The 24,208-nt window shown below is 72.9% G+C and carries 21 protein-coding genes and 1 tRNA gene; 7 read left to right on the forward strand and 15 right to left on the reverse strand.

The features are described from left to right. The 5 genes from BLT76_RS22595 to BLT76_RS22615 all read right to left on the reverse strand — a co-directional run bounded on the left by BLT76_RS22595 (position 1) and on the right by BLT76_RS22615 (position 3,994). Positions 1-633, reverse strand: coding sequence for a DUF2461 domain-containing protein (locus BLT76_RS22595; RefSeq protein WP_090860572.1), 633 nt, complete (start codon positions 631-633; stop codon positions 1-3). Between the two features lie 21 nt (positions 634-654). Beyond that, entirely contained in the window at positions 655-1,650 is a 996-nt protein-coding gene (locus tag BLT76_RS22600) for a hypothetical protein (protein WP_090860573.1), read from the reverse strand. Next, positions 1,650-2,837 (reverse strand): C39 family peptidase, encoded by a 1,188-nt coding sequence (locus tag BLT76_RS22605; RefSeq protein ID WP_090860574.1) that lies wholly within the window; start codon positions 2,835-2,837, stop codon positions 1,650-1,652. Before BLT76_RS22605 ends, BLT76_RS22600 begins: the two co-directional genes overlap by 1 nt. A gap of 286 nt (positions 2,838-3,123) precedes the next feature. Then, positions 3,124-3,199: transfer RNA gene (locus BLT76_RS22610), tRNA-Gly, on the reverse strand. 27 nt (positions 3,200-3,226) lie between these two features. After that, positions 3,227-3,994, reverse strand: a complete 768-nt coding sequence (locus tag BLT76_RS22615; RefSeq protein WP_090860575.1) for an SGNH/GDSL hydrolase family protein — start codon at positions 3,992-3,994, stop codon at positions 3,227-3,229. A 79-nt stretch (positions 3,995-4,073) separates the two neighbouring features. Here BLT76_RS22615 and BLT76_RS22620 point away from each other — a divergent pair, with 79 nt between their 5' ends. From BLT76_RS22620 to BLT76_RS22635, 4 genes are read left to right on the forward strand one after another with little or no spacing between them, the layout of a single operon-like run. Beyond that, positions 4,074-4,562, forward strand: coding sequence for a SigE family RNA polymerase sigma factor (locus tag BLT76_RS22620; RefSeq protein WP_170867211.1), 489 nt, complete (start codon positions 4,074-4,076; stop codon positions 4,560-4,562). Further along, on the forward strand, positions 4,555-5,550 hold the full coding sequence (locus BLT76_RS22625; protein WP_090860577.1) for a hypothetical protein: 996 nt from the start codon (positions 4,555-4,557) through the stop codon (positions 5,548-5,550). Before BLT76_RS22620 ends, BLT76_RS22625 begins: the two co-directional genes overlap by 8 nt. A gap of 9 nt (positions 5,551-5,559) precedes the next feature. Continuing rightward, entirely contained in the window at positions 5,560-6,135 is a 576-nt protein-coding gene (dcd, locus tag BLT76_RS22630; RefSeq protein WP_090860578.1) for a dCTP deaminase, read from the forward strand. A 58-nt stretch (positions 6,136-6,193) separates the two neighbouring features. After that, positions 6,194-7,150 (forward strand): siderophore-interacting protein, encoded by a 957-nt coding sequence (locus BLT76_RS22635; protein WP_244509530.1) that lies wholly within the window; start codon positions 6,194-6,196, stop codon positions 7,148-7,150. Between the two features lie 45 nt (positions 7,151-7,195). On the opposite strand, the gene BLT76_RS25980 is transcribed toward BLT76_RS22635, so the two are convergent. From BLT76_RS25980 to BLT76_RS22645, 3 genes are all read right to left on the reverse strand, one after another. Then, positions 7,196-7,357 (reverse strand): hypothetical protein, encoded by a 162-nt coding sequence (locus tag BLT76_RS25980; protein WP_170867212.1) that lies wholly within the window; start codon positions 7,355-7,357, stop codon positions 7,196-7,198. After that, a complete protein-coding gene (locus tag BLT76_RS22640; protein WP_090860579.1) occupies positions 7,354-8,184 on the reverse strand; it encodes a DUF4097 family beta strand repeat-containing protein in 831 nt (276 codons plus the stop codon). The genes BLT76_RS25980 and BLT76_RS22640 overlap by 4 nt, the downstream gene beginning before the upstream one ends. 81 nt (positions 8,185-8,265) lie before the next feature. Continuing rightward, positions 8,266-8,811 (reverse strand): toxin-antitoxin system HicB family antitoxin, encoded by a 546-nt coding sequence (locus BLT76_RS22645; protein WP_139175810.1) that lies wholly within the window; start codon positions 8,809-8,811, stop codon positions 8,266-8,268. A gap of 158 nt (positions 8,812-8,969) precedes the next feature. Here BLT76_RS22645 and BLT76_RS22650 point away from each other — a divergent pair, with 158 nt between their 5' ends. The 3 genes from BLT76_RS22650 to BLT76_RS22660 all read left to right on the forward strand — a co-directional run bounded on the left by BLT76_RS22650 (position 8,970) and on the right by BLT76_RS22660 (position 11,656). Then, positions 8,970-10,703, forward strand: a complete 1,734-nt coding sequence (locus BLT76_RS22650; RefSeq protein WP_090860580.1) for a sodium:solute symporter family protein — start codon at positions 8,970-8,972, stop codon at positions 10,701-10,703. A 10-nt stretch (positions 10,704-10,713) separates the two neighbouring features. After that, the gene (locus BLT76_RS22655; protein ID WP_090860581.1) at positions 10,714-11,004 is read left to right on the forward strand and encodes a hypothetical protein; all 291 of its coding nucleotides are present in this window, start codon (positions 10,714-10,716) and stop codon (positions 11,002-11,004) included. 70 nt (positions 11,005-11,074) lie between these two features. Next, positions 11,075-11,656 (forward strand): hypothetical protein, encoded by a 582-nt coding sequence (locus tag BLT76_RS22660; protein ID WP_139175812.1) that lies wholly within the window; start codon positions 11,075-11,077, stop codon positions 11,654-11,656. A gap of 119 nt (positions 11,657-11,775) precedes the next feature. Here the strand turns inward: BLT76_RS22660 and BLT76_RS22665 are convergent, their stop codons facing one another. From BLT76_RS22665 to BLT76_RS22695, 7 genes are all read right to left on the reverse strand, one after another. Next, positions 11,776-15,594 (reverse strand): (Fe-S)-binding protein, encoded by a 3,819-nt coding sequence (locus BLT76_RS22665; RefSeq protein ID WP_211753170.1) that lies wholly within the window; start codon positions 15,592-15,594, stop codon positions 11,776-11,778. Positions 15,595-15,942: 348 nt separating this feature from the next. Next, on the reverse strand, positions 15,943-18,009 hold the full coding sequence (locus BLT76_RS22670; RefSeq protein ID WP_090860583.1) for an RCC1 domain-containing protein: 2,067 nt from the start codon (positions 18,007-18,009) through the stop codon (positions 15,943-15,945). Between the two features lie 81 nt (positions 18,010-18,090). After that, positions 18,091-20,556 carry an amidohydrolase family protein gene (locus BLT76_RS22675; protein ID WP_090860584.1) on the reverse strand — a complete coding sequence of 822 codons (2,466 nt, stop codon included), beginning with the start codon at positions 20,554-20,556 and terminating at the stop codon, positions 18,091-18,093. A gap of 54 nt (positions 20,557-20,610) precedes the next feature. After that, entirely contained in the window at positions 20,611-21,546 is a 936-nt protein-coding gene (locus tag BLT76_RS22680) for a DMT family transporter (RefSeq protein ID WP_090860585.1), read from the reverse strand. Positions 21,547-21,748: 202 nt separating this feature from the next. Then, a complete protein-coding gene (locus BLT76_RS22685) occupies positions 21,749-22,501 on the reverse strand; it encodes an IclR family transcriptional regulator (RefSeq protein WP_090860586.1) in 753 nt (250 codons plus the stop codon). Between the two features lie 9 nt (positions 22,502-22,510). Further along, on the reverse strand, positions 22,511-22,885 hold the full coding sequence (locus BLT76_RS22690; protein ID WP_090860587.1) for a hypothetical protein: 375 nt from the start codon (positions 22,883-22,885) through the stop codon (positions 22,511-22,513). A 49-nt stretch (positions 22,886-22,934) separates the two neighbouring features. Next, positions 22,935-24,110 carry an MFS transporter gene (locus BLT76_RS22695; protein ID WP_244509531.1) on the reverse strand — a complete coding sequence of 392 codons (1,176 nt, stop codon included), beginning with the start codon at positions 24,108-24,110 and terminating at the stop codon, positions 22,935-22,937. Between the last annotated feature and the right edge of the window lie 98 nt (positions 24,111-24,208).

A 24,208-nucleotide genomic window follows, 5' to 3' on the forward strand; every position in this document is an offset into this window, starting at 1 on the left:
TCAGACGCTGGTGTGCCGGGCCACCCAGTCGACCAGCGGCCGCAGCGCCTGCCAGTCGGCGCGGACCAGGCCGAGCAGCTCGGGGGTGTGGATGACCGGCTCGAAGCCGAGCGAGCGGCCGACGGTGAGGGAGCGGTGGCGGAGCAGCTCGATGCGCGGGTGGTCGGCGTCGTACCCGCGCGGGGAGGTCTTCAGCCGGTCGCCGCCGACCTCGAAGTCCCGCATCTGGAGCTTGCGCAGCACCTTCTCGAGCTCCGGGCCGAACCGGTCGTGCGCCACCGCCTCGCGGAACGCGGCGAGCCGCGGCCCGCTGGCCTCGTAGAAGCCGGCGCCGGTGCGGACCCCGCGCGGCGAGACCTCGACGTACCAGCCGGTCGCCTCACCGACCCGGACGAACGCGCCCTGGTGGGTCTTGTACGGCGTCTTGTCCTTCGCGAAGCGGACGTCGCGGTAGGGCCGGAAGATCTTGGCCGGGCCGAACTCGGGCTCCAGGGCCGTGCACAGCGCGGTCATCGGCGCCTTGACCGCCTCGGCGTAGACGGCCTTGTGCTTCTCCCAGTACGACTTGGTGTTGTCGACCTCGAGGTCGTCATAGAAGTCGAGGGCCGCGACGGGGAAGCCGGTGAAGCTCATCCCCTCAGCCTACGGACGGCGTCAGCCGAGGACTGCAGTCACCTGCTCGTCGCCGCCCTCGGCGTACGCCGTCACCGTGAGCGCGTCGCCGCCGCAGCGCGGGGTCTCCAGGAACGCGGGCCCGGCCGGTGACTCGTAGACCACCTCGGCCGCGCTGCCGTCCCAGCGGACCAGCCGGGCGGGTCCGCTGTCGTCCTGCGGGTCGCGCACGAAGTACGCCGAGCCGCCGCACTCGATGAGCGTCCCCGAGGTGCCGGCGCCGAGCTCGACGACGTCGCCGGGACCGCCGGGCCCCTGCGCGAACAGGTCGACCCGCTCCACGTTGCCCTCGTCGCGGACCACCGACCAGACCGGGCCGGAGTCGAGGAGCAGGCCGTCCCAGGCGGTGCAGTCGGGGGCGTCGGGGAAGGGCACCACCTCCGTGCCCTCGAGGGTGCCGACGGTGCGGCAGGACGGGCGCTGGTCGTCGAAGGTCTGCAGGGTGGTGCCGGCGGCGGTGACCCGGGCGCCGGTGAAGCCGTGCCGCTCCGGGGCGCACCAGCCGGCGCTGGCCTCGCCGGAGGCCAGGTCGACGGTGGCCAGGCAGTAGGCCCCGGCAGGGTCGACCGTCGCGTGCACGAGGGAGTCGGCCCCCAGGGCCCAGCTGCCACCGGTGGTCGTGGGCACCTCCGAGCCGCCGTCCAGCACCGTCTTCTCGCCCGACTCCAGGTCGGTCAGCACCGCGCGCGCCGGCTCGGTCTCCTGCGGGTCCTGCTCGACCACCAGCGAGTGGGTCTCGGTCAGGAAGGTCTCGCGGTGGGTCGCGCCGGTCAGGTCCGTCCCGCGGGCGTTCAGCGTGTGGGCCCGGTCGGCCGGACCGGGCACCGGCTGCCAGTCGGGGGCCGGGGCGGCCGCCGCCTCTGTCGCAGCCTCTGTCGTCGCCTTCGTCGGCGTCGGCTCGGCCTGCGGGGACGACGCGTCGTCGCCCGAGCAGCCGGCGAGCACGAGCAGGAGCGCGGGGACGGCGTACCGGATCATCAGACGCCGATGTTCTGGTGCGGGTGGGCCAGGTTGGCGCGGTAGCTCTTGTAGGCGCTGCGCCACTGCACGCGCTCGACGTACGGCTCCGAGGGGTCGAAGCGCTGCTGGTCCCACGGCTCGAAGTAGGAGATCGCCAGCGGCCCGCCCGGGCGCTGGCGGTAGCCGCGGCCGACCTGGAAGTGACCGGACGCGTCGTCGTCGAGGTAGGGGTAGTAGCGCTTCAGCAGGATCGGGTGCAGCACGACGGGCGCGCGGTAGTCCGCGACGTGCCGCTTCAGCAGCGACGACCACTGGCGGAAGCTCCAGTCGCCGATGTCGAGGACGACGTACGGGCCCGCGCGGTCCGGGCGGTCCCAGCCGGTGGTGGCGTTGATCGTCGACACCATGCTGGAGATCGCGGTGCCGGAGGTCGTGGTGCCGAGCCGCCGCGCCCAGCGGCTCTGCGCGGCCTTCTCGCCGCGCCACCCCCAGGCGATCATCTGCATCGCCGTCGGGCCGCACCAGTAGGTCCGGATCTGCGAGCTCACCTGGCTCGCCCGCAGCACCCGGGCGCTCGCCGGGTACGTCGCGGCCTTGGTCGTCGGTGCGCCCGCGGTGGCGCGGGCCTCGGGGTGCCGCCTCAGGAAGCCGTTCGGGAGGGGGACGCCCTGCAGCTCGTGGCGCAGCAGCCAGACCTTGGCGACCGACCGGGCGGCCGCGGTCAGCTCGGCCCGCTCGAGCGCCGTACGACGCGCCGCCGGCAGCGCGGCGGTCCGCTCCAGCCGGGCGGCGGTGTCGAGGTCGCCGGTGGTCTCGACCGCGGACCGTCGGGCGGTCACGGCGGCCTGTCGAGCCGCCGTCGCGACCCGACCCCGTACGTCGGCCTCGCTGTCCGTCGTCCAGCCGGTGCCGAGGCAGTAGCGCTGCCCCTCGAACTCCGCGCAGCGGGTCAGCGCGCCGGCGAGCGCCGCGGGCGTGGCCCGCGCGGTCACCGGCGGCGTCTCCGCTAGGACCCGCTCGATCTCGCTCGCGGCCTCCGGGGTCACCCGGCCCAGGCCGGCCGTGGCCGCCGGGCGGGCGTCGTACTGCTGGCGCCCGGAGGGCGTGATCGCACCGTCGTCGTCATCGCCTCCCCGGGGGACGAAGGGGGCGACGGCCAGCAGGAGAGCGAGCGCGCCGATGGCGATCCATCGTGGGCGTGACATCCGAGAGACTCCGAGCGTGGGGGAAGAGGGAGCCCTACCACCATCCCCATCAGTCACACGAGTGTCAACTGCACCACCTGTCACAGACCTCCCGCCGAGTCAGCAGAAGTAGGGGGACGAGTCAGCACCAGTAGTGCTGACTCGGCAGAACGCGCCTGGCCCCGGTACGAGGAGCCGGGGCCTGTGAGGAGAACTGGAGCGGATGACGAGACTCGAACTCGCGACATCGACGTTCGGGGGAGTGTCGCGCTCTCCCGGGGGGCCTTGTCGGACTGGCGGAAAGAACTGGAGCGGATGACGAGACTCGAACTCGCGACATCGACCTTGGGAAGGTCGCGCTCTACCAACTGAGCTACATCCGCACGCCGGGTCGGACCGGCGGGAGGATGCTACCCCAGGTGGGGTCGGCCGAGGACGGGGTACCTCGGGTCGAGGCCGTCGCCGGAGGAGCGGCCGGTCACCCGCCGGTGCACCCACGGTACGGCGGACTCGCGCACCCAGGCCTTCGATGCGGCCCGCTGCTCGGCGCGGCTGAGCGGGACGATCTCGCGCAGGGGCAGCGGCTCGAGGGTGTGCGGGACGCCGAGCGTGTCGAGCACCTCCACGGCCATCCGCTGATGGCCCGCGGGTCCGAGGTGCATCCGGTCCTCGTCCCAGAGTCGCCAGTCGTCGTACTCGCTCAGCCGCCAGAAGTCGACGATCGTCGCGCCGTGCCGCTCCGCCACCTCGCGGACCAGCTCGTTGTAGACCGCGAAGCGGCCGCGGAGCAGCCGGAACGTCGGGGACCGGCCCGGGTCGAAGGCGGTCCACACGACCAGCCGGGCCCCGGTCGCGGCCAGCTTGCCGAGCGCGTCGTCGTACCGCTGCACGAGCGCGTCGAGGTTCACGCGCGGGCGCAGGATGTCGTTGGCGCCGGCGTAGATCGTCACCAGGTCGGGCTGAAGGGCGATCGCGGGATCGACCTGCTCGGCGATGATCTGGTCGAGCTTGCGGCCCCGGATGGCGAGGTTGGCGTACCCGAAGTCGGGGGACGCCTGGGCCAGCACCTCTGCGACCCGGTCGGCCCAGCCGCGCAGCTCGTTCGGGCGGGCGGGGTCGGGATCGCCGACGCCCTCGGTGAAGGAGTCGCCGAGGGCGACGAAGCGGTGGAACGGCATGCGTCCATTCTCCGTCGGACCGGTTCTCAACGTTCCTGGGGCTCCCCGCGTTGAGGATGGGACAGGAGAGAGGGAGCGGATGGTGCGGGACGAGTTCGAGGCGTTCGTCGAGGCGGAGACGCCGCGACTGCTCGGGCTCGCGCACGCCCTGAGCGGCAATCCGCACGACGCCTGGGACCTGGTGCAGGAGGCGCTGGTCCGGGTCGGCGTCCGGTGGCGCAGGCTGGCGACGGAGAACCCGGGCGGCTACGCCCGCCCCACGCTGGTGCGGCTCAACGTGGACCGCACGCGGCGGCTGCGGCGCGAGCGACCCGGCGTCGTACCGGACCGGGTCGCGCCCGTCGTGAGCGACACGATCCTCGAGCCGTGGCTGGCGGACGCTCTGGCGTCGTTGACGCCGCAGCAACGGGCGGCCGTCGTCCTGCGGGTGTTGGAGGACCTCGACCACGAGGGCATCGCCGCGCTCCTGGGCTGCTCCGCCGGTACGGCGCGCACGCACCTCTCCCGTGGACTCGCCCGGATGCGCGAGCGGGCCGCGGCCCGCGAGGAGGTGGACGCCGGTGACTGACGACTGGATGGACGACCTGGAGGACTGGGCCGGGGGCGTGCGGCCCGTGGGGGATCCGGTCGCCCCGGTGCGCCACGCCGTACGACGGCGCCGCCGGAGGCGTGCGGTGCTCGCGAGCGGTGGGGCGGCCGTGTTGGTCGCGGCGACCAGCATCGGGATCACGGCCCTGCCAGGAGCGTCGTCCGACCGTGGCGGTCCGCCGCCCCCGGCGGCCACGAGTGCCCCGGTCGAGACCCGCTTCAGCTGCGGCGACAACCCGGTCTTCGGGGATCCGCCGCCGATCCCCGACCGGGAGGCCCAGCAGCAGGTGGTCGAGCGTCTCGGGAGGCTGAGCTCGATCTGGGTCCGGCATGCGGAGGCGACCGCGATGGGGGTCGTCGCCCTGGTCGGAGAATCGTCGGGCGACGTGGGGTCTACGGTCGCCCCGGAGGTCGTCGATCGGCTGCGCGGCCTGGGCGCCTCGCTCGTCTACGAGTGGGACCCCACGAGTGCGTCGACTGGGGTCGACGCCAGCGGGCAGGTGCGAGGGGTCCTCGGCTGGGCGCTCGACAGGACCTTCCGGGAGGTGCGTCGAGCGACCCGCGAGATCCCGGGGAGTGCGGGACTGGCCTACTGGACGAGCGCGGGCGCGATCCGGATCGCCTGGAAGGCGCCGGTGCCAGACGCGGTCGCCGCACTGGCGGGCCCGCGTCCGGACGGCACGCGGGTCGTAGTGGCGGAGGTCGAGTATTCCGAGCGTGACGTGCGGCGGGCGCAGCGGCAGCTGAGTCGATGGCTGAGGAGCAGTGGTCGCTGGGACGACTGGTCCACGTCGTACGGGTGCGGCGACGGCAGCGGACTGGTGGTCGGGATGGTCCCGGAGGTCACCGACCGCGCCGGGCTGGCCGAGCAGATCGCCGATGAGGTCGGGATGCCGGTGATGGTGATCGCGGAGGAGCGTCCCATTCCGGCCGGTGGACTGCCCGTCGCGCCGGACGCTGACCGGTAGGTTGTGCGCGTGCTGCTGTCAGACCGCGACATCCTCGGCCAGATCGACGAGGGCCGGATCGCCCTGGACCCCTGGGACCCGGCGATGCTGCAGCCGTCGTCGGTCGACGTCCGGCTGGACCGGTTCTTCCGGGTCTTCGAGAACCACAAGTACCCCCACATCGACCCGGCGGCCGACCAGTCCGACCTGACCCGGGAGGTGGAGCCGGACGGCGACGAGGCGTTCATCCTGCACCCGGGGGAGTTCGTGCTCGGGTCGACGTACGAGGTCGTCACGCTGCCCGACGACATCGCCGCGCGGGTCGAGGGGAAGTCGTCGCTGGGCCGGCTGGGCCTGCTCACCCACGCCACGGCCGGGTTCGTGGACCCGGGCTTCTCGGGCCACGTGACGCTCGAGCTGGCCAACGTCGCGACGCTGCCGATCAAGCTCTACCCCGGCATGAAGATCGGCCAGTTCTGCTTCTTCCGGCTCTCGTCGCCGTCGGACCACCCGTACGGCTCGGAGAAGTACGGCTCGCGGTATCAGGGCCAGCGCGGCCCGACGCCGTCGCGCTCGTTCCAGAGCTTCCACCGCACCTCGATCTAGCGGACCACCTCAGGTAAGGTGACCCTAACTTAGGTTCACCTAAACGATTGAGGCACCCATGACCACGCTCGCCGCCCCCGACCTGCCCATGCTCCTGGAGGAGGTCGAGGTCGTCCGCGTCGACCGGCTCTCCCCGAGCTTCGTGCGGATCGAGCTGGGCTCACCCGCGCTGGCGGAGTTCGGCGTCGAGGGCCACCTCTACGACCAGCGGATCAAGCTGGTCTTCCCGGACGGCGAGGCGCCGCTGCCGCCGCTCGGCGAGATCGACGAGGCCTTCATGGCCACCTGGTTCGAGCGGCCCGCTGAGGAGCGCGGGCACATGCGCACCTACACCGTCCGCGACGTGGTCGGCTCCGGCGCGGACACCCGCCTGGTGGTCGACTTCGTGCTGCACGGCGCCGACGGGCACGGCGAGGCCGGTCCCGGCTCGCGCTGGGCCGACCGGGCCGCGCTCGGCGACCGGATCGTCACGCTCGCGCCCCGCCGTGGTGCCGACTTCGGCGGCATCGAGTTCGTCCCCGGTACGGCGGGCCGCCTGCTGCTGGTGGGCGACGAGACGGCCGTCCCGGCCGTGGCCGCGATCCTGGCCGTCCTGCCGCCCAACGCCCGCGGCGCGGCCTTCCTGGAGGTGCCGGTCGCGGCCGACGTGCAGACCCTCCAGCACCCGCAAGGGGTCGAGGTGACCTGGCTGCCCCGCGACGGCAGCCCGCGCGGCGAGCGGCTGCACGCCGCCGTCCTCGAGCACCTCGGGGCGCCGCTGCGGCCCGTCGAGGTCGGCGACGACGAGATCGACCCCGACCTGTGGGAGACCCCGTCGTACTCCTCGTCCGGCGAGGACGTCGGCGAGCACGTGGTGCACGTCGGGCACGACCTGGACGACCTCTACGCCTGGATCGCGGGGGAGTCGAAGGTCGTCACCGCCCTGCGTCGCGCGCTGGTCAAGGACCTGGAGGTCGACCGGCGGCAGGTGGCCTTCATGGGCTACTGGCGCGAGGGTGTCGCGATGCGGTCCTGACCCGGGCCGCGCGCTGCCGAGCGCGCGGATGGTCAGGAACACGGCCTAGCCCTCGAGGCGGTCCGCGACCCGGCGGAGCCGGTCGGCGAGCCGGTGCCGGCGCGGCACGGACGGGACCCGTGGGGCGGAGGCGCGGGCGATCCGCTCGGCGATCTGCTGGCGGGCCTGGCTCTCGACCGGCCCGTACGACGCGCGCACGGCGCTCACGCCCGGACCAGGACGACGTCGCCGCTGACGGTCTTGGCGCGCAGCTCGACGTACGGCTGGCCCTCGGTGGGCTCGCCGGTGCCGCCGATCGTCGAGCGGATCGCGCCGCTCACCGTGGTGATGTCGGTCCACACGGGCACGCCGTCCGGTACGCCGACGCGCACGTCGCCCGACGCGCCCTTGACGGTCACCTTGCCCCGGTGGGCCGTCCCGACGACCAGGTCTCCGCTGCCGGTGCTCAGGGTGACCTCGGTGCTCGACTCGCGGACCTGGAGGTCGCCGGAGCCGGTCTTGACGGCGGTCGGGCCGGCCGCGTGGTCGACGGTGACGTCGCCGGAGCCCGTGGAGACCACCAGCGCGGCTGCGACGTGACCGAGGGTGATCTCGCCCGAGCCGCTCTTGACCCGCAGGTCGGCGTCCGCCACGTCGATGCGGACGTCGCCGGAGCCGGTCTCGACCAGGCTCGGCCCACCGAGGGAGGCGACCCGTACGTCGCCCGAGCCGCTCCGGAGCTGGCCCGCGCCGACCGGGCCGTCGAGCAGGACGTCGGCCGACCCGCTGCGCACGGCGACGTCGCTGGTCTCGGGGACCGTCACGTCGACCTGCAGCGACGGGTCGCCGCCGAAGAGGCTCCGCTGCCGGGGCGCGACGACGGTGATCCGGCGCCCGTGCTGCTCGACCCGGACCTGGTCGGCCTCGCGGCCCTGCACGCGGACCTGGGTCGTGGCCGTCTCCGTCGCGCGGACGTGGACCACGCCCTTGCCCAGCTCGACGAAGAGCTGGACCGGCTCGGGTGTCTCGAAGGTGTGCTCGGCGTGCTCGCTCATGGTGTCTCCATCCGGGAAGTGGGTGTGCTCGTCCGCGGGGCCGGCGTGCTGCCGGTCCCGGGTGGGTGTGGGGAGTGGGTGCTACTGCCAGCCGGTCATCCGCCGGCCGCCGGGGCGCTTGCCGCCGAACGGGTCGTTGGCCCCGCCGAGGAACGGGATGCTGGACAGGTCGATGTCGACGTTGATGGCGTTCTCGCGAGTGGCGTGTCGGACGACGTTGACCAGCCAGGTGTTGAGGGAGTGGCCCGACCGGGCGGCCAGCTCCTCGGCCCGGGCCTTCACCGACTCGGGGATCCGCAGGGTGATCCGGGCGACCGAGCCGTCGTCCTCGGGCTCCTCCGGCGCGGGCGCGGCCGGGGCCGGCGTGTCCGGGGCGGAGGCCGGCGTACCGGCGTCGACGACGAAGTCGAGCTCGCGCCCGCTCAGTCGTACGTCGACCCCGCCGGCCGGCATCTCGGCGGTGATCTCGGCGGCCGCCTGGGAGACGGCCTCCATGATCGCGAGCCGGGCCGCGGGGTCGATCGCGAAGCTCAGCCGCTCGGCCAGCTGGCGGGACTCCTCGCCGGCCCCCTCGGCGGCGGCCAGCAGATCGCGGCGCAGGCTCTCGACGTACGGCGTGATGTCCATGCGCACCACTGTGACACCACAGTGGTGTCACGTCAAGAATTGATGACGTCACCCTGGCGTCAGGATGACGTCCAGTTTGTTGTCCGAAACAACGGGGAACCCGATCCGGTGGTCCATCCGGGGACACGCCGCCGGATCGGTGCACGAAAGGCTCTTCCATGACGAGTCCGCTCGCGAGCGACACGATCATCTCCGCGCATGCGGTCGACTACCTGATCATCGGCCTCTACTTCGCCGTCGTCCTCGGCATCGGCGTCATCGCCCGCCGCCAGGTCTCCGACTCGGTCGACTTCTTCCTCTCGGGCCGCTCGCTGCCGGCCTGGGTCACCGGTCTGGCCTTCATCTCGGCCAACCTCGGGGCCGTCGAGATCATGGGCATGTCGGCCAACGGGGCGCAGTTCGGGCTGCCGGCCGTGCACTACTTCTGGATCGGCGCGATCCCGGCGATGCTGTTCCTCGGCGTCGTGATGATGCCGTTCTACTACGGGTCCAAGGTGCGCTCGGTCCCCGAGTTCATGTTCCGCCGGTTCGGCACCGGCGCCCACCTGGTCAACTCGATCTCGTTCGCGGTCGCCCAGCTGCTGATCGCCGGCATCAACCTCTACCTGCTCGGCACCATCATCCGGGCCCTGCTCGGCTGGAACCTCACCGTCGCCCTGCTCGTGGCCGCCGCGATCGTGCTCTCCTACATCACCCTCGGCGGGCTCTCGGCCGCGATCTACAACGAGGTGCTGCAGTTCTTCGTGATCGTGGCGGCGCTGCTCCCGCTCACCCTGATCGGCCTGCACCAGGTCGGTGGCTGGGGCGGGCTGAAGGACAAGATCACGGAGAACGCCGGCGTCGGCGCCGCCCCGCCCGCTGCCGACCAGCTGAACTCGTGGCCCGGTACGGCGCTGACCGGGTTCGACTCCGACCTGCTCTCGGTGATCGGCATCGTCTTCGGTCTCGGCTTCGTGCTCTCCTTCGGCTACTGGACGACGAACTTCGTCGAGGTCCAGCGCGCGATGGCCACCGACTCGATCTCCTCGGCCCGCAAGACGCCGATCATCGGTGCCTTCCCCAAGATCCTGGTCCCGTTCATCACGATCCTGCCCGGCATGATCGCCGCCGTCCTCGTCACGGAGATCGCCGACACCAAGGCCGGCGAGACCGTCTCCGGTGGTGCGGGCGGCACCGTCCAGTACAACGACTCGCTCATCCTGCTGATGCGCGACCTGCTGCCCAACGGCCTGCTCGGCGTCGCGATCGCCGGCCTGCTGGCCGCCTTCATGGCCGGCATGGCCGCCAACATCTCCGCCTTCAACACGGTCTGGTCCTACGACCTCTGGCAGCGGTACGTCGTCAAGGACCGCGACGACTCCTACTACCTGAAGGTCGGCCGGCTCGCGACCGTCGGCGCCACCGTCGTCGCGATCTTCACCGCCCAGCTCGCCTCGAACTTCTCGAACATCATGGACTACCTCCAGACCCTGTTCGGGTTCTTCAACGCCCCGCTGTTCGCGACCTTCATCCTCGGCATGTTCTGGAAGCGGATGACCGCCACCGCCGGCTGGACCGGCCTGGTCAGCGGCACCCTGGCCGCGGTCTTCGTGGCCTTCATCTCCACCGACGTGCTGGGCAGCCTGAGCCAGGGCTGGATCTCGTTGTCCGGCCAGGGCGCGTCGTTCGTCGCGGCCGGCGCCGCCTTCGTGGTCGACATCGTGGTCAGCATCGTCGTGTCGTTGGCGACCAAGCCGAAGCCGCCGGAGGAGCTGCGCGGCCTCGTCTACTCCGAGACCCCGCGGGAGGACCTGGTCGACGCGAACGAGGCGTCGTACCCCTGGTACCGCCGCACGATGCCGCTCGCCGGCGTCGCGCTCGCCATGGTCATCGTCCTGAACTTCGTCTTCTGAGGAGGACCCCGTGTCCGAGAACAGCACTTCCCAGACCAGCGCCCCCGGGCGCAAGCACCAGGCCGGTGCCCTCGACATCCGCAACATCATCGGCGGTCTGATCGGGGCGTACGGCGTGATCCTCACGCTGATGGGGCTCTTCGGCGATCCCGAGACCGAGAAGACCGGCGGCCCGAACGCCAACCTGTGGGCCGGGATCGTGATGCTCGTCGTCGGCGTCGCCTTCATCGCCTGGGCCCTCCTGCGGCCGGTGCTCGTGCCCGAGCACACCGACAAGGACGACGTCGCCAAGGCGCCCTGACGGCGCGTCCCCGTCCACAGTCCGGGTGCGGCGTCTGTGCGTCGGGGCCCGGGCACGGCAGAGTGTCCGCGTGGACGTGGGGCAGCTGATGGCGGAGCAGGGCGGCGTGCTCGCTCGCTACCAGGCGCTGATCGCCGGGATGAGCGACGCCGAGGTGGACGCGCGGGTCGCCGACGGCGCGTGGTCGACCGTCCACCCCGGCGTGTACGCCGTCCACGGCGCCCCGTTCTCCTGGCACGAACGGGCCTGGGCGGGCGTGCTGGCCTGCTGGCCCGCCGCGCTGACCCACGAGTCGGCCCTCCGGGCGGCGGAGGGTCCGGGCCGACGGGGTCGCGACGAGTCCGTCGTGCACGTGGCCGTCGCCCGCGGTCGCAGCGTCACCACGCCCGCGGGCGTGGTAGTGCACCTGCTGCACAAGTTCGACCCACGGGTCTCCTGGGAGGCCGGCCCGCCTCGGATGCGCTACGAGGAGGCGGTCGTCGACTGCGCGGCCGAGGCAGACACCGACGACGACGTCCGGGCCCTGCTCCTCGACACCTGCGGCGGCCGCGGCCCGACCCGCGCGCTGGTCCGCGAGGCGCTGGCCCGTCGTACGAAGCACCCGCGTCGCGCCCTGGTCAACCGGATCCTGCGGGAGCTCGACCGCGCCTGAGCCGCCCTGACGCACCGGGGTGCGCTGACTGGTCCGACCGAGAGACGCGGAAACCCTGACGCACCAGGTACGTCAGGGTCTTCACGGCCGCGGGCCGAACTACCCCGAGCCGCCGTCGGTCAGAGATCGAAGAGCGAGCTCGCCTCGTGGATGTCGACGTCCGTCTTCGGCTGGTGGGCCTCGCCGCTGCTCGCCGGCCGCGGCTTCTCCTCGGGCTTCTCCTCGGACTGCGGCTCGGCTGCGGCCTCGGGCTCCGCCGGCTCCGGCTCGGGGTCGACCTCCTTCTCAGCGACGGGCTCCGACTCCGACTCGACGGTCGTCTCGGGCTCGTCGCTCGCCGCGGCGGTGGCCGCCGCGCTGAGGTCGGCGCCGGGCGACTCCGACTCGGCGGCGGACTCGGCGGCGGGCTCGGCTTCCGGCTCGGCCTCCGCCGTGGTCTCCGGCTCCGGCTCCGGCTCGGCCTGGGCCTGGGGCTGGGCCTCGGCCTTCGCCGCCGGGGCGGTGACGGGCTCAGGCGCCTCGATGTCGAAGAGGGAGTCGAGGCTGTCGAAGTCCACGTCGGTCGCCGGGGTCGCCGCGAGTGCGCTCGAGGCGACCGGGGTCGACGTCGCCTGCGGCTCCGGCTCGGATGCCGCCTCCGGCTCGGGCTCCGCCTGGGCCTCGGGCTCCGGCTCGGGCTCCGGCTCCGGCGTGGCTTCGGCCTCCGGCTCGGGCTCTGCCTTCGCGGCCGGAGCCGCGACCGGCTCGGGTGCCTCGAGGTCGAAGAGGGAGCCAAGACTGTCGAAGTCGACGCCGGTGGCCGGAGTGGCGGCCCGGGTGGTCGTCGCGGCGGCCGGCGCGGCGTCGGCCTCAGCAGCCGGCTCGGGCTCCGGCGTGGCCTTGGGCTCCACCTCGGCCTCGGGCTCCGGCTCGTCAACGGGCTGGGCCGGAGCGGCCGGCTCGGGCGCGGTGACCGGCGCGGGCGCGGCGATGTCGAACAGCGAGCCACCCGACCCGAGGTCGACGGCCGGCTCGGCCTTCGGCTCCGGCGCGGCCGGGGGCTCCTCAGCCGGCTCGGGCTCGCTCGAAGCGGCGGGCTCGGCGGGCTCGTCGGCCTGGATGTCGAACAGCGAGCCGCCGGAGCCGAGGTCGGCAGCAGGCTTCGCCTCGGCCTTCTCGGCTGCCGGTTCGGCGGCGGTCGGTTCGGCGGCCGGCTCCGGCTCGGCCTTCGCGGCCGGCTCGGGCTCGTCCCCGCCCAGGTCGAACAGCGAGCCGCCCGACCCCAGGTCCGCGCTCGGCTCGGCCTTCCTCTCGGCCTTCTTCTCGGGCTCCGGCGTGGGCTCCGCCGTCGCGGCCGGCTCGTCGGCGGGCGCGGGCTCGGCCTCGTCGCCGCCCAGGTCGAAGAGCGAGCCGCCCGACGAGGTCGGCTTGGCGGCCTGCGCCTCCTCGGCCGGCTCCTTCTCCTCGGTCGCGGTCGCGGGCGCGGCCTTCGCCTCGGGCTCGTCGAACATCGACGAGGCGTCGTCGAAGAGCGAGGAGCCACCGGAGGCCTTGGCGGCCGGGCCGGCGTCCTCGGTGTCGACGACGGTGTCCTCGGTGATGGTCTCGTCACCGGCCTCGGGCTCCGCCTTGGTCTCCACCGGCTTCTCGGCAGGAGCGGGGGCAGCCTTCGCCTCCGGGGCGGCAGTGGCCGACGAGCCCGGCGCGGCCTTGGTCGCCATCTCGCCCTTGACCGACGCGAGCAGCATCTGCGCGACGTCGAGGACCTCGACCTCCTCGCGCGCCTCGCCCTTGGCCTGCTGGGCGGTCAGCCCGTCAGAGAGCATGACCCGGCAGAACGGGCAGCCGACGGCGATCTGGTCGGCGCCAGTGCCGACGGCCTCGACGGTCCGGTTGAGGTTGATCCGCTCGCCGAGGTTCTCCTCCATCCACATGCGCGCGCCACCGGCGCCGCAGCAGAAGGACCGCTCGGAGTTCCGCTCCATCTCGACGACCTCGGCGCCGGGGAGGATCTGCAGCAGCTCGCGCGGGGGCGTGTAGACGCCGTTGTGGCGACCGATGTAGCAGGGGTCGTGGTAGGTGATCTTGCGCTGGTGCGCGCCGGCACCGTCCTTCACCGGGGTCAGCTTGCCCTCGCGCACCAGACGGTTCAGCAGCTGCGTGTGGTGCACGACCTCGAGCTCGACACCGAACTCCTTGTACTCGTTCTTCAGGGTGTTGAAGCAGTGGGCGCAGGTCGAGACGACCTTCTTGACCTTGTACTCCTTGAACACCTCGACGTTCTGCTGCGCGAGGCCCTGGAACACGAACTCGTTGCCGGCGCGACGGGCCGGGTCACCGGTGCAGGTCTCGCCGTTGCCGAGGACGCCGAAGCTGACGCCGGCGATGTCCAGCAGCTCGGCCACGGCGCGGGTGGTCTTCTTGGCGCGGTCCTCGTAGGCGCCGGCACAGCCGACCCAGAACAACCAGTCGACCTCGTCGAGCGACTCGACCGTCTCGCCGACGACCTTGACCTCGAAGTCCAGTCCCTTGGTCCAGTCCATCCGGGCGTTGGGCGACATGTTCCACGGGTTGCCCTTGTTCTCCAGGCCCTTGAACAGGCCGTTGAGCTCCGCGGGGAAGTTCGACTCGACCAGGACCTGGTGGCGCCGCATGTCCATGATGTGGTCGACGTGCTCGATGTCGACGGGGCACTGCTGGACGCAGGCACCGCACGAGGTGCAGTTCCACAGCACGTCGGGGTCGATGACGGCCGCGCCGTTCTCCGGGTTGTAGAACCACTCGCCGTCCTCGAGCCCGTCCATCCGGCCGCCGGTCTCGCCGACCAGCGGCCGCTCGACCTCGCGGGTGAGGGTGTCGTTGCCCTCGAGCAGGGCGGCCTTCGCCTCGTCCCCCTCCGCCTGGAGGTACGGCGCCTTCGCGTAGGCGTGGTCGCGCAGCGCGGTGATGAGCAGCTTGGGCGAGAGCGGCTTCTCGGTGTTCCAGGCCGGGCACTGCGACTGGCAGCGGCCGCACTCGGTGCAGGTCGTGAAGTCGAGGATGCCCTTCCAGGAGAAGTCCTCGATCGCCCCGACGCCGAGCTTGGAGTCCTCGTCGAGGTCGTCGATGTCGTCGAGGGTGATCGCCTTGCCGTCGCTGGTCAGCGGCTTCATCCCGCCCAGCGCCGTACGCCCACTGCCCTCGCGCTTGAACCAGATGTTCGGCCAGGCGGTGAACCGGTGCCAGGCGACGCCCATCGTCAGGTTGGACGAGATGACGATCAGCCAGGTCATCGCCAGCAGGATCTTGATCATCGCGATGACGATGATGATCGTCTCGAGCGAGCCCTCGTTGCCCTCGACGCCTGCGGGGAAGAGCGCGTCGCCGACCAGCGAGCTGATCGGGAAGTGGAAGCGGTCGAAGTCCTCGGGGTGGTCGCTCGCGATCTGGCCGAGGTTGTACTCCGCGCCGCGGATGAACAGGATCGCCGAGCCCTCCAGCAGGGCCATCGCCTCGACGAAGTAGGCCTGCCAGAAGTTGGAGCCGTAGAAGCGGCTGCCGCGGCCCTTGCGCCGCGGGTGGTTGAGCTGGCGGTAGACGATCAGGAAGACGATGCCGACCGTGCTGAGCAGGCCGAGGCCCTCGCTGACCCACTCGTAGAGGAAGAAATGGCCGATCAGCGGGAGCGCGAACTCGGGGTCGAACAGCTGGAAGTAGCCGGTGGCCACCGCGCCGCTGAGGACGATGAACCCGGCGTACACGAACCAGTGCATGATCCCGACCCAGTGCCACTGCAGCATCCGGGTGTGGCCGAGGCTCTCCTTCACCAGCGTCCAGGTACGGCGACCGGGCTGGTCGGAGCGGTTCATCGCCGGGCCGCCGATGCGGACCGTCCGGTAGATGCTGCGGACGGCGATCGTCGCCATCACGACGGCGACCGCCGTGATGGCCAGCGAGACGATGATGGCGAAGGTCTGCACGGGTGGGGCTCCTCGTCGTGATGCGCGGCACACGGCCGTCCGCGAGCCTAGAGGCCAAAGGATGGTGCGTCAGTGCCCGAACGGCGTGAGAAACATCCTACCGATCGGTAACTTCACTGTGCCCGTGGGGCTGATGCAGGCGAGCCGTCACGGCGAAGGTGCTGCCGAGGGCTGCGGTTCGCGGTCGGGGCTCCCCCTGGGGGCAAACGTCCGAGAAAACGCCGCTGAGGGCCTCGGCCGTGGCTGTTCGCCCCCACCGCGCGCCCCGGTCGGCAGCGTCCCCCGCGCCGGCCCGACCCTTCCTGCTCTGAGCCGTGTCCGATCGGCCGTTCGCCGAGCTGTCGCGGGCTACTTCCGTCGTACGACGCGCAGCGTGCCCGTGCCCGAGCGGTCGGCGACCGAGCCGACGACCTTGACGGAGCGTTTGCCCGGCTTGCCGGTGACCTTCAGCGCGACCTTGCCGAGGCCGGCCGCGGTCGCCTTCCCGGTGAGCCGCTTGGCGGCCACCGTGACCGTGAAGCGCTCGCCGCCGGCGAGGCCGCGGACCGTGATCGTGGCCTTCTTACCGACCGTCGCCTTGGCGGGGACCGTGATCTTCAGTCGGACGGCGCCGAGGGAGACGGCCGCCGTGGCGGCGGACGTGGCCGTGGCGGCGGTGTAGCCGGGCGCGCTGCTGACGACCCGGACGCTGAGGCGCCTGCCGAGGTCGGCGGCCGCCGGACGGTAGGTGCGCGCGGTGGCGCCGGCGATCGGGGCGCCCGCGCGCAGCCACTGGTACGACGTCGCGGTGGCCGCCGCCGGAGCCGACGCCGTCGCGGTCAGCACCTGACCGACCCGTGGCCTCCCGGTGATCGAGACCGTGGGGGCGGTGAGGGTCCCTGCCGTGACGGTGATCGGCTCGCTCTCGTCGGAGGCCGGCTCGTAGCCCTCCTTGTAGGCCGTGACGTTGGCGACGACGTCCGCCCCGAGCAGGTCCGCCGTCAGGGCCAGCGTGGCGCCGTCGCCGACCTTCTCGGGGAACTCCTCACCCTCCTCGGTGGACCGGAACCATGTCACCTCGACGTCGTCCGGAGCCGGGCTGGCGACGGTCGTGACCGCGGTCAGCGTGCCCCCGACCTGCGGGGTGCCCTGCACGTTCAGGGTGGGCGCCGTGGCGAACTGCCGCTGGGCGACGTGGTCGGTCTCGGCGGAGGTCGCCGTACCGGAGAGGAAGCCGTCCTTCTCGGCGGTGACGGTCACGCTGAGGGTGCCCCAGTCCAGAGCGTCCTGGGCGGTCGGGGTGTACGACGGGGCGTCGGTCCCGACAGCCTTCGTGGTGCCGTGGGCGTGCAACGTCCAGGCGTAGTGCAGGTCGTCCGGGGTGGACGACCACTCGCCCGGGGTGGCGGTCAGCTCGGTGCCGAACTCGGGCACGCCGCTGATGGTGGGCGCGGCGGTGTTGGCGAGAGCGGCGTAGGTGACGGCCGAGTGGTAGCGGTCCAGGTCGACGTCGACGACGGGCAGATCGGCGCGGAGCGGCGGCAGCTCGGTCCGCTCGCGGTTGCCCCAGGTGACGACGGAGCCGTCGTCCAGGACCGCGGCTGCCCACTGCATGCCGGCGGAGACCGCGACGGCGTGACGACCGACCGGGAGCTCCGGGACCTGGTCCTCGCCGTTCTGGTAGCTGCCCCAGCTGACGATCTCACCGTCCTGGGTCAGACCGAGCGCGAAGTTCACGCCCACGTCGACGGCGCTGTAGACGTCGTCCGCGCGCTCGGCCGGGAGCGGTGCCGACTCGAAGTAGGTGCCGTCCAGCGCGTAGCCGGCCGACAGGACGTGACCGTCCGCGGTCATCGCCACCGCCGCCGCGGAGTTGATGTCGACGCTGGCGACGTCCGCCGCGGCGAGCGCTGCGGGGTCGAACACGTACCGGCTCGCGGCGGTGCCCCAGAACCGCAGCTGGCCTTCCGAGGTGACGCCGACGGCCGCGTTGCCCACGGCGGCCAGGTCGCGGTAGGTCTCGGCCAGGTCCTCGGCCGGGATCTCCGGTGCCGAGCCCCACGAGCGCAGGCGACCCTGGTCGTCCAGACCCAGGCCGAACGAGGTGCCGCCGGTGACGTCGATGATCGGCCTGTCGAACGCAGGGGCGGTGAGTAGCGCCCGCTGACCTGAGTCCTTCCATGACGCCACGCTGGTGCGCACCTGGCCGTCGAGCGTGATGCCGTAGCTCGCGTCGTAGGTGAGCTCGACCCGCGAGTAGGGCAGCGCCGGAAGGCGAGCGTGGTCGCCGTCCGTCCACTCGTCGACGACGTACGCCGGAGACACGGAGTCCCCACGGGCGGCGGAGACGGGGGCCGCGGTGACCGTCGGAAGCAGCGCGAGGCTGGGCGCGATGAGGGCGAGCAGGGTCAGGCGGCGCGGGGTGCGCAGGTTCACGAGGTTCCTCCGAGGTCAGGCAGGACCGCCGATCCCATCACCGATCGGCAGTCGCGTCCTCGGTTTGAGGAAAGCTCCCGGTCAGCGGCGTACCCGCACCGCCTTGACCTTCCCGCCCTTCGTGAACCGGATCGACACGGGCACCTTGCGGTCCTTGGCCGTCCGCGCGCAGACCTGGTACGTCGTCCCGAGCCGCTGATAGGGCTGGCCGACGGCCTTCATCACGGCCCGCGTGGTCATCCCGCGGCGGACCAGCCGCTTCACGCGGGCCACGCTCTTGCGCAGCCGCGGGTTGCGGCAGGAGTCGGGGCGCACGCCCTCGGCCCGCTCCCACATCTGCAGGTAGGCCTCCGCGCCGCGGGACATGTCGTCGACGATCGCCTGCCCGGCCCTGCCCCCGGCGACCTTGCGCAGGTCCTCGATCCAGTCGGGGTAGAGGCCGTACTGGGCGACGCCGTCGACGTTGATGTCGTAGACCCGCTGGCCGGCGCGCTGCTTCTTGACGGTCACGCCGCCGAGGCCCTTGAAGGGATAGCGAACGGGGTTCTTGACCTTCGCGCCGCGTGGGTCGCCCTGGGCGCCGAGGCCGTTGATGTCGGCGCCGAAGCCGATGCCCCAGTAGTAGCGGGGGTCGGCCCAGCCGACGTGCTCCTTCCACTTGCCGACGAAGCCGGTCGAGTCGCCGGCGTACGGCGTGATGAAGCCGCCGGACCGGTAGATCCGCGGGTAGGTGTCGGGGGTCGACCAGGAGTGGCTGGACAGCACGCCGGAGTAGCCGATCTCCTCGATCGTGTCCATCGAGGACTGGCGGGCATTGACGCTCATGTGGTCGGGGTCGAAGAGCATCTTCCGCTTGGCGAGCCCCTTGATGGTGTGCTCGCCGAGGGTGGTGAGGCCGCGGCTGTTGCAGTGGTCCGGCGGCGGGTAGAGCGGCAGCGCCAGGTTGGGCAGCAGGCCGAGGGAGTCGACGAGCTGCCCGACCGCGCCGAAGAGCGCGTCCTGGGTGCCGGCGCTGATGTCGGGTACGGCGAGCTGGTTGTTGTCGTGCGACCGTCCGTCGGCCGGCTCGCAGTGCTCCATGTCCCAGAACGACCCGGTCTCCAGGAAGTTGCCGAGGTTGACCACCGGGCCGATCGCGCCCTGGTCGCCGGCGACGCCGGCCAGCGCGTTGTCGAACTTGTTGACCAGCTCCATCTGGCGCACGCCCATCCGGTGCGCGGCGTCGAGCTGGCGGTCGATCTCGGCCGCGCTGCACTGGGGCCGGTCGAGCTTGACGGTGCAGCCGAACGGCACCGAGGTCTCGATGCCCATGACGACCGCCATCTTCCCGGCGTTGATGACCTTGCGGGCCTCCCACGGGCTCTTCACGATCCGGTAGAAGCCCTTGCCGGGACCGCCGAACTGGGCGTCGATGTAGTCCTGGAGCTCGTACATGTTGCGGGCCTGCCGGCGCACCGACGTCATGTCGTCGCAGGTGGCGTACTCGGCGCTCTTCTTCAGCGGGTAGAGCATGCACAGCTGGTTGTTCTCGACCAGCAGGTTGACGAAGATCCGCTGCCCGCCGCGCCACGCGCGCTCCAGCCAGCGGTAGTAGGTGCCCTCGTGGGTCAGCGACTCCGGCGCCGGCCAGTCCTTGAAGGTCGGCCAGCCGACCGGGTCGTGACTCGGCTCCCCGGAGAGCAGCGACTCCAGCAGTGCGCCGTACCCGCCGGTGGCGCGGTGGTCGGGGCAGTCGACCAGGGCGTACGGCGCGCCGTACCGGTCCCAGGGCTTGCCGCAGTGGGCGGCGCCGCCGAGGAACTGGAAGGCCATGCCGTGGGTGTGCGCGTCGACGAGGCCGCGGACCTCCTGGAAGGAGGTGACGCCGGCGTAGGGGTTGCCGTCGATGTCGATCTGGGACTCGGGGTACGCCGCGCACCCCGTCGTACGACGGAGGTCGAAGGCGGTCGCGCCGCCGATGCGCAGCGCGCCGGTGCCGTTGCGGAAGGCCATCCGTCGGCCGGCCCTCGCCGCCCGCCACTCGACGACGGGGGAGGGCTTGGCCGCCCGCTCGCCGCCGGCGGCGAGGAACCCGCGGTCGGCCGTGTAGAGCAGGTAGGTGCCGAGGTCGGTGGGCTTGAAGAAGATCCTCCGCCCGGCCAGCCGGTAGCAGCCGTTGGCCATCGCGTAGCGGTCCTGCGGGCGGGCGCGGCGCTTCTGCATGACCGGCACGGTGGTCAGCCGCGGGTCCCTCAGCCGCCGCTGGCTCGCGACGTACGACGCGGCGATGCGCTTCTCGGCCGCGCTCGTCGGGTCCTGGGTGTCCACGCTGACCTCGGACGCCCGCGACAGCGAGTTCTTGGTCGCGGGGTCGTTGTGGGTGTGCGGCGGGGTGCCGGCCGGGTCGACGTGGGGGAGGCCGGCGGCCGCCTTCTCCGCGTTGAAGCCGGCCGCCAGGGTGCCGCTCCGTTCGCCCGGCACCTCCGCGACGACGAGCGCGGTGACCACCAGGGCCGCGGCGGTCGCGCCGGACACGAGCAGGTGCAGATAGGGGCGGGTCGAGCGCATCCAGGCCTCCCAGGCTGGCAGGAACGGGTTCTACCTTCCCGTCCAACGAGCGGCTCAACCCGGCGGTACGGCCGGCTTCCGTCCCAGTCCGGCCACGGCGAGCAGGATCAGCGCGGTGCCGAGGACCGCCAGCGGCCCGAGCCGCTCGCCGAGGAAGATCGCCGCCACCACGGCCGCGGTGACCGGCTCCAGGAGCGTGGCGACCACGGCCGCGCTGCCAGGCGTGGTGCGGAGCCCGGCGTACAGCAGGCCGTAGGCCAGCGCCATGGTCATCACCCCGAGGTAGAGCAGGGTGCCGAGCGCGACCGGGTCGGCGGTGAGCACCGGGCTGCCGGACAGCGCGCTGAGCGCGGCGACGGGCAGCAGGGCGAGCGCGCCGACGGTGGTGGTGGTCGTGGTCAGCGCGAGGGGCGAGCTGGTCTGCGCGAGCGGTCGGCCCAGCGCCGTGGTGAGGGCGTACGCCGACCCGGACCCGACCGCGAGCAGCAGCCCGAGGAGCGGGTGCGGGCCGGTCTCGCCGGCGTGCGCCGTACCGCTCACGAGGAGGAGGCCCGTGAGCGCCGCCCCGAGGACGAGCAGGTGGCCGGCGTCGGGGACGCGGCGGTCGCGGACGGCCTCGCCGAGGGTCAGCAGGACGGGCGCCAGGCCGAGGCTGACCACCGTCGCCACGGTGACGCCCACCTGGACGACGGAGGCGAAGTAGAGGGCCTGGTACGTCGCGGTCGCCGTCCCGACCAGGGCCGCCTGCCAGGGATGGGTGCGCAGCAGCCGGACGACCCCCGCGACCTGGCGAGTGAGGACGAGGGCCGCGGCCAGCACCAGCGCGGCGACGACCATCCGCCAGGCGCTGATGACGAGGACGGACATGGGCAGGACGTCGCGGACGACCTGGACGGCGAGGCCGCCGGTGCCCCACAGGACGCCGGCCAGGGAGACCTGGACCAGGCCCGCGCGGGCGGACAGAGGAGAGGCAGGGGTGGATCGGGACATGCGGGTGCTCCTGGGTGGGTGCCGACAGGGAGGTGTCGGAGCAGCCCCGGGAGAGGCGCTCCGGTCAGACGACCGGAGGCGGCAGGATGCCGAGGGGGAGCACGCGGGAGTTCACGGGAGAAAGGGTAGCCGGGCCGCGCCGGCTGACCCGTCGAGCGACGCCAGATGGTCGGATCCTGGGCGTCGGGGCAGCCATCTCGCGTCACTCGACGACGAGACCGCCCAGCCGGCGGGTGATCAGCTCCGCGGTACGGCGTACCTCGGCGCTCACCGACGGCGGGTCGGTGCTGGGGTAGGTGACGGCGACGCCCGCGACCGGGTGGCCGTTGTGGTCGACGACCGCGACGGCGACGCTGGCCAGGCCCGGGGTCACCTCGCCGTCCTCGGTCGCCCACCCGCGCTGGCGGGTCTCGGCGAGCAGGGTGCGCAGGGCACCGGGGCTCTGCGGGCCGGCGCCGTGCCGGTCGGTGAAGGCGGCGGCGTCGGGGTAGAGTGCGCGCACCTGCGGGCGGGGCAGGCCGGCCAGGATGGCCCGGCCGCTCGCGGTGAGGTGGGCGGGCAGCCGGACGCCGACGTCGGTGACCAGCGGCGGACGTCCCGGGGCGCGCTCCTCGACGACGTACAGCACGTCGCGGCCGTGCAGGACGGCCAGGTGCGCGCTCTCGCCGGTGCGGTCGGCCAGGGCCGCGACCGCCCGCCGGGCGATCCGCTGCAGGGGCGCCTGCCGCGAGTAGCCGCTGCCGACCTCGAAGGCCGCGAGTCCGAGCCCGAAGCGCCGCTCCTCGCCGAGGTGGGTCACGAAGCCCTCGTCGACCATGGCCCGCAGCAGGTGGTACGCCGAGCTGCGCGGCAGGTCGCACGCCTGGGCGATCCGCTCCAGGGGCACGGGGTCCGGCTGGCTGGCCAGGAAGCGCAGCACCCGCAGCGTGCGGGTCGCCGCGGGCACCTGGCTCATGCCGGGAGGTTAGACCTCCTTGCGGTGGCTCCCCGTCGGGGCCGGCGAGATGTCGAGCTCGTCGGACTTGCGGTGCGGGTCGAGTCGATCGGCCGCGCGAAGCACGTCCTCCTGCTTGGCCTCGGCCTGGGCCAGCTCGCGCTCGGCCTCGGCAAGCCGCTCGTCGGCGAGCTTGGCCTCCTCGTGGGCGATCGCGGCGTCCTCGGCGCGCACCTCGACCTCCTGCTGGGTGGAGACGATGTCGCCGGTGTGGGCCTGAGCGGCGGCTCGCAGCTGACCGGCCTCGGCGCGGTCGCGCTCCAGCTTCCGCTTGCGGCTCAGCACCAGCAGGGTGACGAGCACCGCGACGGCCACGATGGCGATGGCGATCCAGACGTAGAGCATGGCTCCTCCTCGAGTCCCGGGTCCGGTACCCGCCGCGGTCCGGCGCCAGTCAGGAGAGCTCGCGCTCCTCGCCGACCGGCACCAGCGGCGCGGCCAGCACCGGGAACAGGGCGGCCACGCCGAAGGCGGCGGCGTACCCGAGGTGGGTCACCGCGAGCCCGGCCACCGGCGGCACCGCCGAGGCGGTCACGAACTGGGCGGTGTTCTGGAGGCCGAGGGCGCGCCCGGACCAGAACGGTCCGGCCCGCTCGGCGACGGCGGTGAAGGCCAGCCCGTTGTCGGCGACCGTCAGGACGGTCGCCAGCACGACCAGGGGTACGGCGATCGCGAGCTCCTGGCCGGCCGCGGCCCCGAGCAGCCCCATGGTCACCGCGGCGGCGACCGCCACCCAGCGCAGCGGCCGCATCCGACTGGCCACCACGTCGGACAGGTGGCCGGCGGCGATCCGGCCGAGCGCACCGGCGACCTGGGCGCCGGCGACCAGCCCGCCGGCCGCCGCCGGCGACCAGTCCCGGTCCTGCACCAGCCACACCAGCGCGAAGGTCCAGACGACGAACTGCGGGACGACGAGGAGCACCGAGACGCCGTGGATCCGGGCGAGGTAGCCGTTCTCGCGGTAGGGGTTGGGGGCGTCGCCCGCCACCCGGGCCGGACGCGGCGGGTCGAGCACGACGGCTGCGACGACGAGCGCCGCCAGTGCACAGGCGATCGTCGGGACGAGCAGCGCGGCCTGGATGCCCGAGCGGTCGGCGACCACGGCGATGCTGACGGCTGCCACCCCGACCCCGACCGGCTGGGCCATCTGCCGGATGCCCATCGCGAGGCCGCGGCGCTGCGGCGGGAACCAGCCCACCACGACCCGGCCGCTGGCGGCGTTGGTGCTGGCCGCGGCCCCGCCGGCCAGCAGCAGGGCGAGCGCGATGGGGACCAGGCCGTCGACCAGCACGCTGACCACGCCCGCGACGGCGGTCGCGGTGAGGCCGGTGAGCAGGACCCGGCGCTCGCCGACCCGATCGGTGAGCGCACCCCAGGCGACCAGGGTCAGCATCACCCCGACGGTGGGGGCCGCCGCGACCAGGCCGGCCTCCGCGAGGCTCAGCCCCTCGCGGTCGTGGAGCACGGGGATCAGGAACGCCGGGCCGTGCATCATCACGGCGGCGGCCGCCTGCGCGAGGGTGCTGGCGGCCAGCATCGCCCAGCGGCGCAGGGTGCTGACGTCGTCCACGCGGCCCAGTCAACGCGCCGCGGACGTCGTACGACGGCCCGTCTCACGCCCGGGCGCTGTGAGGTTGCGGACACGACGACGCCGGCCGCCCCGAGGGG

This window comes from Nocardioides lianchengensis, from assembly GCF_900101465.1.
GTDB lineage: Bacteria > Actinomycetota > Actinomycetes > Propionibacteriales > Nocardioidaceae > Nocardioides > Nocardioides lianchengensis.